This is a genomic window from Pantoea sp. Taur (assembly GCF_009830025.1).
GTDB classification, from domain to species: Bacteria; Pseudomonadota; Gammaproteobacteria; order Enterobacterales; family Enterobacteriaceae; genus Pantoea; species Pantoea communis.
This window is the reverse complement of the sequence record NZ_SZZZ01000014.1, coordinates 55,586-71,052: the sequence shown is the minus strand read 5'-3', so window position 1 is coordinate 71,052 and position 15,467 is coordinate 55,586. Positions and strand designations below refer to the sequence as shown.

Below are 15,467 nucleotides of genomic sequence, written 5' to 3'. Positions count from 1 at the left end.
CACCTTGCTGCAGCTCAACTTATTCCGGATATCTTCAGTATTTTATACAATCGTTAATCGCAGCCAGCACCATATCATGTGCCACACCTGCGCGCACTTCAGAGCGGCCAATTGCGAGAGGCAGCACCAAACGCATTTCACCCGCCAGCACTTTCTTATCGCGCATCATGTGCGGAAGATACTCTTCTGCTTTCATGCTTTCCGGGCCGTGCACCGGTAAACCGGCACGCAGAAATAGCGCGATAATGCGATCGGTATCCGCTGCAGAAAACTGTCCCAGACGTTCAGCGGTTCGCGCAGCCATCACCATGCCTGCCGCAATCGCTTCGCCATGCAACCAGTTGCCATAGCCCATGTGTGCTTCAATCGCATGACCAAAAGTATGGCCCAGATTGAGCAGTGCGCGTTGACCGTTTTCACGCTCATCGGCGGCAACCACTTCAGCTTTGAGTTCACAGCAGCGACGGATGCAGTAGGCCAGGGCTTGCTGATCCAATGCCAGCAGCGCATCAAGATTCTGCTCGAGCCACTGGAAGAATTCCCCGTCGAGGATAATGCCGTATTTGATCACTTCTGCCAGACCAGACGCCAATTCGCGCGCCGGCAGCGTAGCCAGGCAATCGGTATCGACCACCACTGAGGCTGGTTGGTAGAAGGCACCAATCATGTTTTTGCCCAGCGGATGGTTGACGGCTGTTTTACCGCCGACCGAAGAGTCGACCTGAGACAGCAGCGTTGTCGGTACCTGGATAAAGCGCACACCGCGTTGATAGCTCGCAGCAGCAAACCCAGTGAGATCACCAATCACACCGCCGCCGAGCGCAATTAACGTGGTATCACGTCCATGCGGTTTCTGCAGCAGCGCGGTGAAGACATCGTCCATCACAGCGAGCGTCTTGTACTTTTCACCATCAGGTAAAATCACCTGATCCACCTTCACGCCCGCCTGCGAAAGCAGTGCTGACAGCTTGTCGAGGTAGATCGGGGCAAGCGTCTCATTGGTCACCAGCATGGCGTTATCGCCTGCTTTTAGCGGCCAAAAAGAAGCCGGATCGTTAAACAGTCCGGCAGCGATGGTGATGGGGTAACTACGATCCCCGAGTGAGACAGTGATCTTCTCCATGATGACCGATACCTATTGCTGAGCCGTCAGGGCGCTGGATTAATTTTTTTCCAGCATGTTGATGATCTGATTGGCGACAACTTTTGCACTTTGATCGTCAGTGCGAATAGTGACGTCAGCGATCTCTTCATAAAGTGGATTACGTTCGCCAGCTAAAGCTTCCAGTACTTCGCGCGGTGGCTCTTCAACCTGTAACAACGGACGTTTTTTATCACGCTGTGTACGAGCAAGTTGCTTCTCGATAGTCGTTTCAAGATAAACGACCACGCCGCGGGCGGAGAGACGATTGCGGGTTTCACGGGATTTGACAGAACCACCACCGGTCGCCAGGACAATGCCTTGTTTCTCGGTGAGTTCATTAATGATCTTCTCTTCGCGATCGCGGAAACCGTCTTCGCCTTCCACATCAAATACCCAGCCTACATCCGCTCCGGTACGTCGCTCAATTTCCTGATCGGAATCGAAAAATTCCATATTGAGTTGCTGAGCTAACTGACGACCAATAGTGCTTTTGCCGGCACCCATCGGCCCAACCAGAAAGATATTGCGTTTCTCTGCCATTTTATCGGTATTACTAAGAATTCGTTGATGATACCCCGCGTTCAGCATAGTGCTGGCGGGACAGGAACTGAGACCTCATGAGCATTAACAAGAGTCAGACGGAAAATTATCTCAACACTCATGGCCGTTTGGCAACCGAATAAATTGCCCCCGGCGACCTTGTAACAGGACCGGTCTGTGGTTCGCGAGACGGTAACGCCCCTCCTGTTTCCTTCACACTTCAAGCAGCATGCGCGTTGGCTGTGTCTTTTCATCCCTGAAACTTACAGAAATAAGCTTAGAAATGAACGCTTTCACCACCGCGCTTTAACTCAATTTATTTAAGGAAAATATATTCTGACGCCAGTATCGCTTGTGACTGACGCCCATCGGAAGGTTATCCTGCCGCGTTCCGCTACACCGTTTTAAAAATCGCTAAACCTTGTAAGCTAATTCCTGCCCTGCGTCAACGCAGATGGCAAATCAGAGTGAATTTTCCGCTTTATCCGGCTGTAAGCGCTGCTTCCCTGACCAGTCTGGGGGTAATGAAGATCACCAACTCCTTCTTTTTATGTTCTTTGGTTTGCTGACGGAACAGCGTTCCCAATAGGGGCAGTTCACCCAACCAAGGTACCCGCTGCTCGGTCTGCATGCGCTGTTGTTGAAAAATCCCGCCCAGCGCCAACGTTTCGCCATCACGCAGCGTCACCTGGGTTTCAATTTCCTGCTTATCAATACTCAGCACGCTGCTTTCACCCACGTTCAGGCTGCGCCCCGGCATGTTCTGGCTTAAGCGCAGTTTTAACTGAATCCGTCCATTCCCCAGCACCATGGGCGTCACTTCCATCCCTAACACTGCCTCTTTAAATTCAATCGCCGTTGCACCACTGCTGCCCGACTTCACCTCGTAAGGAATTTCGGTTCCCTGTTTAATGGAAGCGGTTTGCTGATGAGAGGTAAAAAGCCGCGGACTGGCGATGATTTCAATTTGGTTCTCCTGCTCAAGCGCGCTGAGTTCCAGATTTAGCAATCCGCCACTGACCTGACCCAGCGTAACGCCCGCACGCAAAGCAGGATTATTCACCGCCAATGGGATCTCCAGCTGTGGATGATGCAAGGCTGCCGTCACACTTTGGGCAGGTGCGGTGTGCCAGTTCACCCCCAGCTCACGCAGATGTTCTTCATTGATAGTGATGATGTGGGCAGACAACTCGACCTGTTCGAGTGGCATATCCAGCGCGCGCAACCAGCGCGAGGCGTCACGCAACGCGGCGGCGGTGTCACGCAATAACAAGCTGTTGGTGCGGCTATCGACCGTGACACTGCCGCGTGAAGTGAGGAGTGAACGCTCCGCTTGCAGACTACGATAGACATCGCTGGCATTGGCGTAATGCAGCGTGACGGACTGCTGTTCGAGAGGAAGTTGCTGTTGCCGCTCCTCATGCTCTGTTTTCGCCTGTTGTGTCTGCATCTGTTGCCAGCTTTCGGGATAAACCAGCAGCACGCCCTCTTCCTGCACTACGGTGAGTTTTGCCAGCCGGGTCACCAGCGCCAGTGCGCGTTCCCATCCTACATTTTCCAGACGCAGTGATAAGCGCCCTTCAACGCCAGGTGCAATCAGCAGGTTGGTTTGTTGATAATCTGCCAGCGCCTGCAAAATACGTTCAACGGGGGCATCATCAAACACCAGGCTTAAGCGTTCTTCATTTGCCTGCAGGGGCAGGCTCAAACTCAGGCACAGCAGTAGTGTCATCCATTTCATAATATCCTCCTTTTATAGACCAGATGATTTGCTGCGGTGGGCAGCTTTGCGCGACATGCAAGGTCATGCTATTCGCGGTTAATGCTGCCACCTGCCAGCTTGAGCGCGGTAACCGAGCCGAAGGGCCAAGCCGATGATTTTTTCCTTCTGGTGAGCGTAGCCAGGCAACATAGCGCGTGGGAGTACCGATAATGCCCTGCAACCGCCAGCCATCAGGTTCAGCTACCTGCATCCGACATTGCACCTCGGGCAGCGGCTGAAAGGGATCGCGTGCCAGCGTAAAGCCGCTCCACAGCACTAACAGCCATGCACTATGGCGCATCTCCATCCTCCAGCCACAGCTGTGTGTTCAGCGCTCCCTGCTCTTCTTTGAGTTCAAAGCGCTGCGGTACAGGCAGGCGAGTCAATGACAGCTCAGAAAACAGCGGAACAAATTGCGTCCAGCCGAGTCGCAGCTGTAACTGCTGCGGCTGATTATCCGGTAGCCAGCTTTCCAGTTGATCGCCGCGCGCGGTGATCAAGGCTTCAAGCGTAACTTGCTCAGTGACGCCACTCATGGGTTGCTGTAACCGTGCGATTTCCTGTTCGAGTACGTTGATGGCAGGTCGTGCAGCCAATAGCTGCTGACGCTGCATCACCTGTTGTGACATCACCGCCTGCTGGCGTAATTGGGCAGCATGAACCTGTTGCTGCGGGCGAAGCAAAATCCACCACGCCATAAGCATCAGCAGCAGGGACATGCCTAACAGGCAGGCAATCCGCCACATCAGGGCTAAAGCGAGCCAGCGCTGTAATGCATCATTCACCAATGTTCTCCTGCATCCGCGCGCGCAAGACAAATCGATAGTGCCCAGCGGTTTGGCGCTGCACGCTGGCCGGTTTAACCGCGGCAAACAGCGGCTGCCGCATCAATTGATGACGAAAATCCTGGATCGCCATCATGCTCTGCGCCTGCCCCTCGAACAGCAAGACGCCCTGGCGCCGCTCCACCCGCTTGAGCCAAAGCGTGTCCTGCATCAACATTGGCAAGCGCAGCCAGAACTGTTGCCAGCGCTGATGCTCATCCTTTTTACGCTGCCGTATCAGCTGCGCTTTTAATAGCTCATCGCGTTGCTGCAGCAGCAGTTGCTGTCGCGTCAACTGGCGTTGCAACGCTTCATGCTGTTGGCTGATCACCGCCAACGTCCTGTGCATCTGGCCCTGTGTCTGGCTTCCGCGCCACCATAACGACAGCACCATCATTACAGTCGCCAGCAGGACGCATCCCAGCAGGGAAAAACTTTGCTGGCGGCGGCGCTGCTGCAACCGGACGCGCCAGGGTAATAAATTGACGGCCAGCATCATGCATCCTCCGGGCGCAGCGCCAGACCCAGCGCAATGGCAAATTCCCCTTCGTGCGCGGGCAATGGCGGCTGCCGGTAATGCAGTAATGAAAGCGGTTGACAGTGCGCCACGCTGGGTTCAGCCAGGCTGTAGGTCGAGGTGCAAAAGATGGAGGATGCCTGAGGGAAGGTTTCACGCAGTTTCGCCAGCGTTAGAGGCTCTGTGGCCGCGCCTGATGTGCCCGGCTCACCGGCTAACGTCCATAGCCAGTGATCGCTAAGCGGATGGATTAAAAGTTGGTCACGATGCAGCGGCATGCGCATGGCGATTTGGGTCAACGCCAGGCTGCTCAGTTCAAAGACATCGGGTCGCAGGCCAGCCTCCTTTAACGGCGCCAGCCACTGCGCAATCACTTCACGCCGAGCCGCCGTAATGCACAGCTGCGTTGCATTGCGTGCCGAGCGGTAGTCAATCGACAGCGTGGCGGGTTCAACCGGAAACAAGCGTGGTGCCGAGGATGCCACATAACGGCTCATTGCCGGCTCACTGAGCGAGGTTTCTGGCAGCGGCAATGTTCGCTGCAACACCAGTTGCGGGGGCAAGCCAACTCGCAGTGAATAGCGTTTCGGCAGATGGCGCTGCCAGCGCGTCAACATCTCCTGTAACAGTGGGGTAGTTTGCAACACGCCGTTGCGTAACGTATCGTGCGGCAGCGGTTGCTGCCACCAATGGCGTAACTGCCAGCCATGACGTCGGCGTTCAATGCCCAGGGCGCAGAGTTGCCCGTTTTGGATGTCCAATCCAATTTGCCAGCGCTGAAAAGCCATATGCGCGATCTCCTTATCTTTTAAGGTAAAAAAAGAGAGACCCTCAATCTTTCGAGTGGCGGCAAGGCAGAAAACGAGCTATTACTCAGGCGCTTACCGAAGTCAGCGTCTAAGGTGAGCTCGCGCAGCCGACGTAGCTGCCGCTCGAAGTATGACGGGTATATCAAAGCGTCAGGCTTGCCTTTATACTACCGCGCGATTGTTTATAAACTGCCCAAACGACAACAGATGGGAATTCTCAGGTGAAGTTCGTAAAGTATTTATTGATTCTTACAGTGTGTTGCATTCTGCTGGGAGCAGGCACGGTTTATGGTTTGTACAAATACATAGAGCCGCAGCTGCCTGATGTGAACACGCTGAAAGACGTGCGTTTGCAAACCCCAATGCAGGTTTACAGCGCGGATGGCGAACTGATCGCCCAGTACGGTGAGAAGCGCCGCGTGCCGCTCACCTTGCAACAGATGCCGCCTGAGCTGATCAAAGCGTTCATTGCAACCGAAGACAGCCGTTTCTATGAGCACCATGGTGTCGACCCGGTGGGCATTTTCCGTGCTGCCAGCGTCGCGCTGGTGTCCGGCCATGCTTCGCAGGGTGCCAGTACCATTACCCAGCAGCTGGCACGTAACTTCTTCCTTAGCCCTGAACGCACGCTGATGCGTAAGATCAAGGAAGCGTTCCTGGCGATTCGCATTGAACAACTGCTGAGCAAGGATGAAATCCTTGAGCTCTACCTCAACAAAATTTATCTGGGTTACCGCGCCTATGGTGTCGGAGCGGCTGCACAGGTCTATTTCGGTAAGCCGGTTGATCAGCTTTCGTTGAGTGAGATGGCGATGATTGCCGGTCTGCCGAAAGCACCGTCAACCTTTAACCCGCTTTACTCTCATGCGCGCGCGCTGGCGCGTCGTAATGTGGTACTGGCGCGTATGCTTGACCAGAATTACATCACGCAGCAGCAATATGATGCCGCGCGCAACACGCCGCTGGTCGCAACCTATCATGGTCCCGAAATTGCCTTCTCCGCACCTTATCTGAGCGAAATGGTGCGCCAGGAGATGGTGAAACGCTACGGTGACGCCGCCTACGATGATGGCTACAAGGTTTACACCACCGTCACGCGTCATCTGCAGGAGGCCGCACAGCAAGCTGTGCGCAATAACGTGATGGCGTATGACATGCGTCATGGTTATCGCGGCCCGACTAACGTGCTGTGGAAAGTGGGCGAAGCAAGCTGGGATAAGAGCCGCATTCAAAACGCGCTGAAAGATCTGCCGACCTACGGTCCACTGAATGCCGCCGTGGTGACCACTGCCACGGCCGATGAAGCCACCGCGATGATGAAAGACGGCAGCAGCGTCTCTCTGAGTATGGCGGGCGTTCGCTGGGCGCGTCCTTACAAATCCGACACGCTACAAGGCCCGACGCCGCGCAGCGTGACGCAGGTACTGCAGGCAGGCCAGCAGATTTGGGTGCGTAAAGTCGATAACGACTGGTGGTTAGGTCAGGTGCCGCTGGTCAACTCGGCCCTCGTCTCGCTCAATCCAGAAGACGGTGCGGTACGCGCGCTGGTCGGTGGTTTCGACTTCAACCAGAGTATGTTCAACCGCGCGACACAGGCACTGCGTCAGGTCGGTTCAAACATCAAACCGTTCTTGTATACCGCCGCGATGGACCGTGGACTGACGCTGGCTTCCATTCTGAACGATGTGCCTATTTCACGTTGGGATGCGGGTGCCGGAGCCGACTGGCGCCCCAAAAACTCACCGCCGACCTATGCGGGGCCTATCCGCTTGCGTCAGGGCCTGGGTGAGTCGAAAAACGTGGTGATGGTACGTGCGATGCGTGCGATGGGTGTGGATTACGCCGCAGAGTATCTGCAGCGCTTCGGCTTCCCAGCACAGAACATCATCCATACCGAATCACTGGCACTGGGTGCGGCTTCGTTTACCCCAATGCAGGTGGTGCGCGGTTATGCCGTGATGGCTAACGGCGGCTTCCTTGTCGATCCTTACTTCATTACCAAAATTGAGAATGAACAAGGCGGCGTGGTGTTCGAAGAGAAACCGAAGATTGCCTGCCCACAGTGCAATCTGCCGGTGATCTACGGTGATACCAAAAAATCGCTGGCGTTGAGCGAAGAGAGCGTGGAAAACGTCGCGACCTCCGATCAATCGCAGAATCAGGCGGTGCCACAGCCGGAGCTGGAGCAAGTGCCTGCTCAGCCGCAACCCGCAGGTGACCAGCAATACGCACCGCATGTGATTAATACACCGCTGTCGTTCCTGATCAAAAGCGCACTGAACTCCAACGTGTTCGGTGAGCCAGGCTGGATGGGGACAGGCTGGCGTGCGGGTCGTGACCTGAAGCGTAACGATATCGGCGGAAAAACCGGTACCACCAACAGTTCAAAGGATGCGTGGTTCTCGGGTTACGGCCCTGGTGTCGTGACCTCAGTGTGGATTGGTTTCGATGATTCACGCGCGCTGGGCCGCTCGACCATGTCAGGCGCGATTCCTGACCAGATTTCTGGCTATGAAGGCGGCGCGAAGAGTGCTCAGCCTGCCTGGGATGAGTACATGAAATCTGCGCTGGATGGCGTGCCGGTACAGCCGCTGACACCGCCAGATGGCGTTGTCACTGTGACGATCGATCGCGGTACGGGCAAGCTGGCCAACGGTGGCGGCAATACCCGTCAGGAGTACTTCATCAATGGCACTCAGCCAACGGAGTATTCAGTGCATGATGTGGGCACCACACTCATGGACAACGGCCAAAGCCACGAACTGTTCTGATAAAAAAGCCGGCGTATTCGCCGGCTTTTTTATTGCGTATTTGTCGTATTCAGTAGGTCAATCGACCCTGCTTCACCAGCCACTCACGCACCAGGAACAGCGCACTGACATTCCGGGCTTCACGGAAGTCAGGCTCTTCCAGCAACGCCAGTAGGTTATTAAGCGGCCAGCGGTGTACAATCAGCGGTTCAGGTTCATCCCCTTCCAGCTTCTCTTCATAAAGCACTTCTGCCACCACAATGTTCATTTTGCTGGAGAAGTAAGACGGCGCCATAGTGAGTTTACCCAGCGCTTCGAGTTTTCGGGCACCAAAGCCGGCTTCTTCTTTTAACTCACGGTCTGCGGCTTCAAACACGCTTTCGCCTGGGTCAATTAACCCCTTAGGAAAACCCAACTCATAGCTTTCCAACCCTACGGCATATTCCTGAATCAGGATCACATCATCACCCAGAATCGGCACAATCATCACCGCTTCCCGGTTGGAAGGTTTCATACGCTCATAGACACGGCGTGCACCGTTACTGAAAGCGAGATCAACCGCTTCAATAGTAAACAAGCGGGAGCGGGCCACCGCTTCCACGTTGAGGATGTCAGGTTTTTTCATTGGAGTTTTCATATCAGCCTCAAACTTAGCACAGCCTTGTGAATCGCGATGACGCCAGCATACCGAAGCCCGCAGCAATGTGCGACACGCAGCGCAGGGAAAGCATCGTGACACACATTTGCTTACGTCTGCTAACAACTTATTGTTATCTATACACTTAAATTTTCACAATAAGTCAATGGGGTTTTGTTAAATTCAGAAAATACCGATATTTAATTGAGTGCCCTGTGGTTAACATCCCATTAAGGAATAATCTAATAAATTATAATTCAATGATTTTGCGCGTTATTTTATCTGAGTTTTTTCTTGTAAGAATGACTTCTGCTCGCCAAAATTGACTGGTAATAATGGTTCCATCGGGAGCACATCGTAAACGTGAAGGCAGTTTTTTGGCTGGATTGAGCAAAGCATGAGCACTTTTATCATCATTCTGGCTGTCATGCTGGCCTGCTCTCTGATAGCAGGAATAGGTTATTGGTACGCTATGCGGCATCGTCCGCCGTTGGCGAAACCGCTGCCGTTTATAAGTCCCCCCTGCCGCAAACTCACTGATGAAGAACGTCACGCCGTTGAAGCGTACATTGCGTCCCTGGCGAAACAGCAAAAACAGAGTGCTGCCCGCTCCTCAAAGAAGTCGCGTGAGACCGAATCCCTGACGCTCACGGCGCAGAGCAACAATGTTTATCCCGTCACACGTTCCATCACTCGCTATGGCCTTTCAACGGATGATGCGCATCAATGGCGCTACTACCTCGATGAAGTGGAAGTACATCTGCCACCGCTGTGGGAGCAGTACATTGCGGAAGAGAATTATGTTGAGCTGATCCGCACTCAAACGCTGCCGCTGGTGATCTCACTCAACGGTCACTCGTTAGTAAACTATGCCGTAGAACAACCCGCCTTGCCGCCGCTGGTGCGCTCAATGTCGACCAACGCCTCTATTCGTAAAGAGGAGAGCGAAAATGTCGAGTTGCTGCAAGTGCGTAAAGAATCGCCGGAAGAGTACCGTCTATCGCGGCCGGATGGCACGCGCGAGGCCATTGTTATCTGCTTTGCCTTCCTGATGTTCTTCCTCAGCCTGGTGCTGCCCGGAAGCCTGATGCTGTGGATTGCCCTGTCAGCCTGCGTAATGATTGCGGTTAGCTTGTGGTTCCTTTACCGCTTCCCGGGTGAAAAAGGGCTGCGCGATGTGCACTGCTTGCGCGGAGCACCGAAACGCTGGGGCCTGTTTGGTGAATCCAATCAAGAGCAGAGCAATATCTCGCTGGGCATTATCGATTTAATTTATCCCGCCCACTGGCAACCCTATGTGGCGCACGATTTGGGCCAGGTGACGGATGTCGATATCTATCTGAATCGGCAAGTGGTGCGCCAGGGGCGTTTCCTCTCCCTGCACGATGAGGTTCGCAACTTCCCGGTTCAGCGCTGGCGCAAAAATCTGGTGCTGGCATGTGGTTCGCTGGTGGTGCTGGTGATGCTGTTTACCTGGATTCCGCTCAGTATGCCAATCAAGCTCAGCCTCGCATGGGTAAAAGGCACCGAAAGCATTGAAGTGAATAGCGTGGATAAACTCAACGCCCTGCCGCTGCACATCGGTGACAACCTGAAGGTGAGCGGAACCGGCATGTGTTCCGTACCGGGCAACTATCAAAGCAATCGCAGCTATGCGTATATGCCGTTCGATTGCTCAGCCATTTACTGGAATAACGCAGCACCTCTGCCGCAGCCGCAGTCGGATATCATCGATAAAGCTGCCGCTCTGCTTGATACCACCACACGTCAGCTGCATCCGGAAACCAACACTGATCCGAAACTCAATCCACAGCTCGCCTCCGCGATACAGAAATCGGGCATGATTCTGCTGGATGATTTCTCTGATTTAGTGCTGAAAACACAGGATCTGTGCAGCCAGCAGCAGGATTGCGTCCGGCTGAAAAATGCCCTGGTGAATCTGGGCAATGCTAAGGATTGGGATTCACTGATCCACCGCGCAGATTCCGGCAAGCTTAACGGCATGAACGTGCTGTTACGCCCGGTCAGTGCGGAAGCGCTGGAGAACCTGGTGAATACCGCGACCTCGACCTTCTTCTCGCGTGAAACCCGTCGTGCAGCAGAAAATCTGAATAGCCCACCACCGGGCGGCTTCCTGATAGTGAGTGATGAGGGTCGTCAGATGGTGAATCAGCCACAGCCTTCCGTGTCGCTGTTTGATCTTGATGCACCATCGCAATGGCGCGAATTGCAACGCATGTCCGCCATGCTGTTGCACACGCCGTTTGCTGCCAACGGCATCATTACCAGCATCACCACTGACGCTAACGGCACACGCCACATTGCGTTGCACAATGAACCGGATGCGATGGCGCAATGGCGATACCTCGGTACCGCATTATTGATGCTGGTGCTGATCCTCTGCGGCGTCACCAATGGGCTACTGGCCCTGCGACGTGTGCATCGTAATCGCCTGCGCATGGTGGAAATTCAGCAGTATTACGACAAGTGCTTCAATCACAATCTGAGCACTATGCAGAGCGTGCGCTCACTGTTCTGAGCCCTTCCCTTCTGTGCTACCCTGTCGCCCTATTTTTTTAGGGCGAGAGAGTATGACGATGACGCTAAACTGGTCCGGGATTGATACCGTGCTGCTGGATATGGATGGCACGCTGCTCGATCTCGCCTTCGACCGCCATTTCTGGTTGGAACACGTTCCGGAAACCCTGAGCCGCGAGCGTGATATCACGCTGGCCGAGGCACATCAGCTGATTCAGCAAAAGTATCAAGCCGTGGTGCATACGCTAAACTGGTATTGTCTTGATTACTGGTCGCAAGAACTGGCCTTAGATATCCGGGCCATGACATGGGAAAAACGTCACCGTGCCGCCATGCGCGAGGATACGTTGCCGCTACTCCAGGCACTACGTGCTGCGGGTAAACGCACCATTTTGCTGACCAATGCGCATCCGTACAACCTCGAGGTAAAGCTGGAGCAAACCGGTTTGGCTCCCCACCTTGATTTATTACTTTCTACCCATACCTTTGGGTATCCGAAAGAGGATCCACGTCTCTGGCAGGCCGTTCAGCAGCAAACTGCATTCGATAGCGAGCGCACGCTGTTCATAGATGACAGCGAAGCGATCCTCGATGCGGCGGCACGCTGGGGCATTCGCTGGTGTTTAGGCGTCAGCAATCCGGATTCCGGTCGGCCCGATCAATCTTTCCAGCGTCATGCTGCAGTGCGAGACTATCGCCAGTTGTGTGAAACGCTGCGTTAAAGCAGGAGCCGCAATGAAAGAAAAAACCAGCGAAGGTGTCCGCCTCGATAAATGGCTGTGGGCTGCACGTTTTTATAAAACGCGCGCGCTGGCTCGCGAAATGATCGAAGGCGGTAAAGTGCATTACAACGGCCAGCGTAGCAAGCCGAGTAAAACCGTGGAATTGCATGCCGAGTTAACGCTGCGTCAGGGCAACGATGAGCGAACGGTAGTGATCACCGCGATTGGCGATCAACGTCGCCCTGCTACTGAGGCGCAAGAGATGTATGCGGAGACCGCCGCCAGCATTGAGAAGCGTGAAAAAACGGCGCTGGCGCGCAAAATGAATGCCCTGACCATGCCGCACCCCGATCGCCGCCCGGATAAAAAAGAGCGCCGCGATCTGATGAAATTTAAATTGTCGGGCGATGAATAACCGTCGCCCCAACGAGAGAAACACTATGTCTGTTCAAGATCAACTGCACCGTTACCTGTTCGAAAATGTCGCCGTTCGCGGCGAGCTGGTCAACGTATCCGAAACCTGGCGTGAGATTGTCAAAAACCACGACTACGCCGAACCAGTGAAAAACCTGCTGGGTGAATTGCTGGTCGCGACCAGCTTGTTGACCGCAACGCTGAAATTCGATGGCGACATCACTGTTCAGCTGCAGGGCGATGGTCCACTGACGCTGGCGGTGATCAACGGCAATAACAATCAGGAATTGCGTGGCGTTGCACGCGTGAAGGAAGATGCCGTCATCGCGCCGGGCAGCAGCCTAAAAGAGATGGTGGGTAACGGTTATCTGGTGATTACCATTTCACCAGAAAAGGGTGAGCGTTATCAGGGTGTTGTTGGTCTGGAAGCCGATACGCTGGCTGGCTGCCTGGAAGATTACTTCATGCGTTCTGAGCAGTTGCCAACTCGCTTGTTTATTCGTACCAGCGACAAAGGCGCCGCCGGTATTCTGCTGCAGGTGCTGCCTGCGCAAGAGCCAAGCCAGGATGATTTCAATCATCTGGCGACCCTGACCGAAACTGTGAAGAGCGAAGAGCTGATTGAGCTGCCTGCGACGGATGTGCTGTGGCGCCTGTATCATCAGGAAGAGGCCACGGTGTTTGATCCGACCCCGGTCAGTTTCAAATGCACCTGTTCACGCGAGCGCTGTGGCGAAGTACTGAACACACTGCCGGTTGAAGAAGTGGACGAAATCCTTGCAGAGGATGGCAAGATCGATATGCACTGCGACTATTGCGGTTCGCATTATGTTTACGATGCCGTAGACATTGCTGCGATTCGTAATTCACCTACAAATAACAGCGATCAATTGCACTAATTCCCCTACGGGCGGCATCGCCGCCCGCATTTCTGTCAGGAATTAACCCATCAACTTCCGCGTAATTTAACTAACTTACACTGACTTTAGTTTCTTAACTGGCAGAATTCACTGCTTGTCACGTTCCAGCTCGCATTTTTAACTCTCTTCACTTTTACGCCCTGCTCAGACGTGTACACTGCGCGCGATCTGCCCTGTCCGGCCATGCACGACAGGACGCAGACACCCTCATAAAAATGCTATGAAGCATCGATCTAAGGAGCAGCCACATGCGCGTTCACGGCCTGACATCGCAAGACCTTGCCGCTTTGGGCATTAGCGGCACCACAGAAGTGGTGTACAACCCTGACTTTGATACGCTGTTTCAGGAAGAAACCCGCCCGGAACTTGAAGGTTATGCGCGAGGCACCCTGACGCAGAGCGGCGCCATTGCCGTGGATACCGGTATCTTTACCGGACGTTCGCCAAAAGATAAGTACATCGTGCGCGATGACACCACGCGTGACACCTTGTGGTGGAATGATGTCGGCAACGGTAAAAATGACAACCAGCCGCTGTCGCAGGAAACCTGGCAGGCGCTGAAAGATCGCTGCACCGCACAACTTTCTGGCAAACGTCTGTTTGTCATCGACGCTTTCTGCGGTGCGAATCCGGATACCCGCCTCAGCGTACGTTTTGTGATGGAAGTCGCCTGGCAGGCGCATTTCGTCAAAAACATGTTTATCCGCCCTGATGAAGCCGAGCAGGCCTCCTTTAAGCCGGATTTCGTGGTGATGAACGCCGCGCAGTGCACCAACCCGGACTGGCAGGCTCAGGGTTTACACTCTGAGAACTTTGTCGCCTTTAACCTCACCGAACGCATGCAGCTGATTGGCGGCACCTGGTACGGCGGCGAGATGAAGAAAGGCCTGTTCGCCATCATGAACTACCTGCTGCCGCTGAAAGGCATCGCGTCAATGCACTGCTCGGCGAATGTGGGTAAAGCGGGTGACGTTGCGGTGTTTTTCGGCCTGTCTGGCACCGGTAAAACCACGCTGTCCACCGATCCCGATCGCCAGCTGATTGGCGATGACGAACACGGTTGGGACGATGATGGTGTCTTCAACTTCGAAGGTGGCTGCTACGCCAAAACCATCAATCTGTCGGAGAAAGCTGAGCCGGAGATCTATCGTGCTATCCGCCGCGATGCACTACTGGAGAACGTGGTGGTGCGAGCGGATGGCAGCGTTGATTTTGCCGATGCCAGCAAAACAGAAAATACGCGCGTTTCCTATCCCATTGAGCACATTGAAAACATCGTGCAGCCGGTCTCCAAAGCGGGCCATGCGCAGCGCGTGATTTTCCTGACCGCTGATGCCTTTGGTGTACTGCCGCCGGTTTCGCGCTTAACGCCAGAACAGACCCAGTACCACTTCCTGTCGGGCTTTACCGCCAAGCTGGCCGGTACCGAGCGCGGTGTCACTCAGCCCACCCCGACGTTCTCAGCTTGCTTCGGCGCGGCCTTCCTGACGCTGCATCCAACGCAATATTCCGATGTGCTGGTGAAGCGCATGGAAGCAGCGGGAGCTAAAGCGTACCTGGTTAACACCGGCTGGAACGGCAGCGGTAAACGTATTTCACTGAAAGATACCCGCGCCATCATCAATGCGATTCTGGCGGGTGAGCTGGACGACGTAGCGATGGAAACACTACCGGTATTTAACCTGCAGATGCCTGCGACCCTGGAAAAAGTCGATGATGCGATTCTGGATCCACGTCGCAGCTGGCCGGATGAAGCCGCGTGGCATGAGGCCGCGCAGGGTCTGGCGCAGCGTTTTGTCACCAACTTTGAGAAGTATACCGATAACGATGCCGGCAAAGCGCTGGTTCAGGCTGGCCCGCAGTTGTGAAGTGAATGAGCCGCCAAATGGC

General features: G+C 54.5%; 14 protein-coding genes. 6 read left to right on the top strand and 8 right to left on the bottom strand.

Features of this window, described 5'->3' with window-relative positions; translation table 11 throughout:
* Window positions 1-34: 34 nt before the first annotated feature.
* The 7 genes from aroB to pilM form a co-directional block, all read right to left on the bottom strand.
* Window positions 35-1,123: a 3-dehydroquinate synthase gene (gene aroB / locus FD744_RS17980; protein ID WP_160868901.1), complete on the bottom strand. Its 1,089-nt coding sequence runs from the start codon at window positions 1,121-1,123 to the stop codon at window positions 35-37.
* 39 nt (window positions 1,124-1,162) lie between these two features.
* Entirely contained in the window at window positions 1,163-1,684 is a 522-nt protein-coding gene (aroK, locus tag FD744_RS17975; RefSeq protein ID WP_034820046.1) for a shikimate kinase AroK, read from the bottom strand.
* A gap of 481 nt (window positions 1,685-2,165) precedes the next feature.
* Window positions 2,166-3,425, bottom strand: coding sequence for a DNA uptake porin HofQ (gene hofQ, locus FD744_RS17970; protein WP_160834628.1), 1,260 nt, complete (start codon window positions 3,423-3,425; stop codon window positions 2,166-2,168).
* Window positions 3,367-3,747, bottom strand: a complete 381-nt coding sequence (locus FD744_RS17965) for a HofP DNA utilization family protein (RefSeq protein ID WP_097119709.1) — start codon at window positions 3,745-3,747, stop codon at window positions 3,367-3,369. Before FD744_RS17965 ends, hofQ begins: the two co-directional genes overlap by 59 nt.
* A complete protein-coding gene (locus FD744_RS17960; RefSeq protein WP_034819623.1) occupies window positions 3,737-4,231 on the bottom strand; it encodes a hypothetical protein in 495 nt (164 codons plus the stop codon). Before FD744_RS17960 ends, FD744_RS17965 begins: the two co-directional genes overlap by 11 nt.
* Entirely contained in the window at window positions 4,224-4,769 is a 546-nt protein-coding gene (locus FD744_RS17955) for a PilN domain-containing protein (protein ID WP_237449412.1), read from the bottom strand. The genes FD744_RS17960 and FD744_RS17955 overlap by 8 nt, the downstream gene beginning before the upstream one ends.
* Window positions 4,766-5,575, bottom strand: a complete 810-nt coding sequence (gene pilM / locus FD744_RS17950; protein ID WP_160868900.1) for a pilus assembly protein PilM — start codon at window positions 5,573-5,575, stop codon at window positions 4,766-4,768. Before pilM ends, FD744_RS17955 begins: the two co-directional genes overlap by 4 nt.
* Before the next feature lie 242 nt (window positions 5,576-5,817).
* On the opposite strand from pilM, the gene mrcA reads away from it, so the two are divergent.
* A complete protein-coding gene (gene mrcA, locus FD744_RS17945; RefSeq protein ID WP_034819629.1) occupies window positions 5,818-8,367 on the top strand; it encodes a peptidoglycan glycosyltransferase/peptidoglycan DD-transpeptidase MrcA in 2,550 nt (849 codons plus the stop codon).
* Between the two features lie 49 nt (window positions 8,368-8,416).
* On the opposite strand, the gene nudE is transcribed toward mrcA, so the two are convergent.
* A complete protein-coding gene (gene nudE / locus FD744_RS17940; RefSeq protein WP_034819632.1) occupies window positions 8,417-8,983 on the bottom strand; it encodes an ADP compounds hydrolase NudE in 567 nt (188 codons plus the stop codon).
* Window positions 8,984-9,380: 397 nt separating this feature from the next.
* Here nudE and FD744_RS17935 point away from each other — a divergent pair, with 397 nt between their 5' ends.
* From FD744_RS17935 to pckA, 5 genes are all read left to right on the top strand, one after another.
* Window positions 9,381-11,522 (top strand): intracellular growth attenuator family protein, encoded by a 2,142-nt coding sequence (locus FD744_RS17935; RefSeq protein WP_160868899.1) that lies wholly within the window; start codon window positions 9,381-9,383, stop codon window positions 11,520-11,522.
* Between the two features lie 52 nt (window positions 11,523-11,574).
* On the top strand, window positions 11,575-12,243 hold the full coding sequence (gene yrfG, locus FD744_RS17930) for a GMP/IMP nucleotidase (RefSeq protein WP_038644273.1): 669 nt from the start codon (window positions 11,575-11,577) through the stop codon (window positions 12,241-12,243).
* Window positions 12,244-12,256: 13 nt separating this feature from the next.
* Window positions 12,257-12,658 (top strand): ribosome-associated heat shock protein Hsp15, encoded by a 402-nt coding sequence (gene hslR / locus FD744_RS17925; RefSeq protein WP_160833813.1) that lies wholly within the window; start codon window positions 12,257-12,259, stop codon window positions 12,656-12,658.
* A 25-nt stretch (window positions 12,659-12,683) separates the two neighbouring features.
* Window positions 12,684-13,556, top strand: a complete 873-nt coding sequence (gene hslO / locus FD744_RS17920; RefSeq protein WP_160868898.1) for an Hsp33 family molecular chaperone HslO — start codon at window positions 12,684-12,686, stop codon at window positions 13,554-13,556.
* 269 nt (window positions 13,557-13,825) lie between these two features.
* On the top strand, window positions 13,826-15,445 hold the full coding sequence (pckA, locus tag FD744_RS17915; protein WP_160868897.1) for a phosphoenolpyruvate carboxykinase (ATP): 1,620 nt from the start codon (window positions 13,826-13,828) through the stop codon (window positions 15,443-15,445).
* Window positions 15,446-15,467: the final 22 nt, after the last annotated feature.

What these genes read in the sequence shown, in the direction of transcription:
- aroB (WP_160868901.1), bottom strand. Translation starts at nt 1,123, where the DNA reads ATGGAGAAGATCACTGTCTCACTCGGGGATCGTAGTTACCCCATCACC.
- aroK (WP_034820046.1), bottom strand. Translation starts at nt 1,684, where the DNA reads ATGGCAGAGAAACGCAATATCTTTCTGGTTGGGCCGATGGGTGCCGGC.
- hofQ (WP_160834628.1), bottom strand. Translation starts at nt 3,425, where the DNA reads ATGAAATGGATGACACTACTGCTGTGCCTGAGTTTGAGCCTGCCCCTG.
- FD744_RS17965 (WP_097119709.1), bottom strand. Translation starts at nt 3,747, where the DNA reads ATGCGCCATAGTGCATGGCTGTTAGTGCTGTGGAGCGGCTTTACGCTG.
- FD744_RS17955 (WP_237449412.1), bottom strand. Translation starts at nt 4,769, where the DNA reads ATGATGCTGGCCGTCAATTTATTACCCTGGCGCGTCCGGTTGCAGCAG.
- pilM (WP_160868900.1), bottom strand. Translation starts at nt 5,575, where the DNA reads ATGGCTTTTCAGCGCTGGCAAATTGGATTGGACATCCAAAACGGGCAA.
- nudE (WP_034819632.1), bottom strand. Translation starts at nt 8,983, where the DNA reads ATGAAAACTCCAATGAAAAAACCTGACATCCTCAACGTGGAAGCGGTG.
- FD744_RS17935 (WP_160868899.1), top strand. Translation starts at nt 9,381, where the DNA reads ATGAGCACTTTTATCATCATTCTGGCTGTCATGCTGGCCTGCTCTCTG.
- yrfG (WP_038644273.1), top strand. Translation starts at nt 11,575, where the DNA reads ATGACGATGACGCTAAACTGGTCCGGGATTGATACCGTGCTGCTGGAT.
- hslR (WP_160833813.1), top strand. Translation starts at nt 12,257, where the DNA reads ATGAAAGAAAAAACCAGCGAAGGTGTCCGCCTCGATAAATGGCTGTGG.
- hslO (WP_160868898.1), top strand. Translation starts at nt 12,684, where the DNA reads ATGTCTGTTCAAGATCAACTGCACCGTTACCTGTTCGAAAATGTCGCC.
- pckA (WP_160868897.1), top strand. Translation starts at nt 13,826, where the DNA reads ATGCGCGTTCACGGCCTGACATCGCAAGACCTTGCCGCTTTGGGCATT.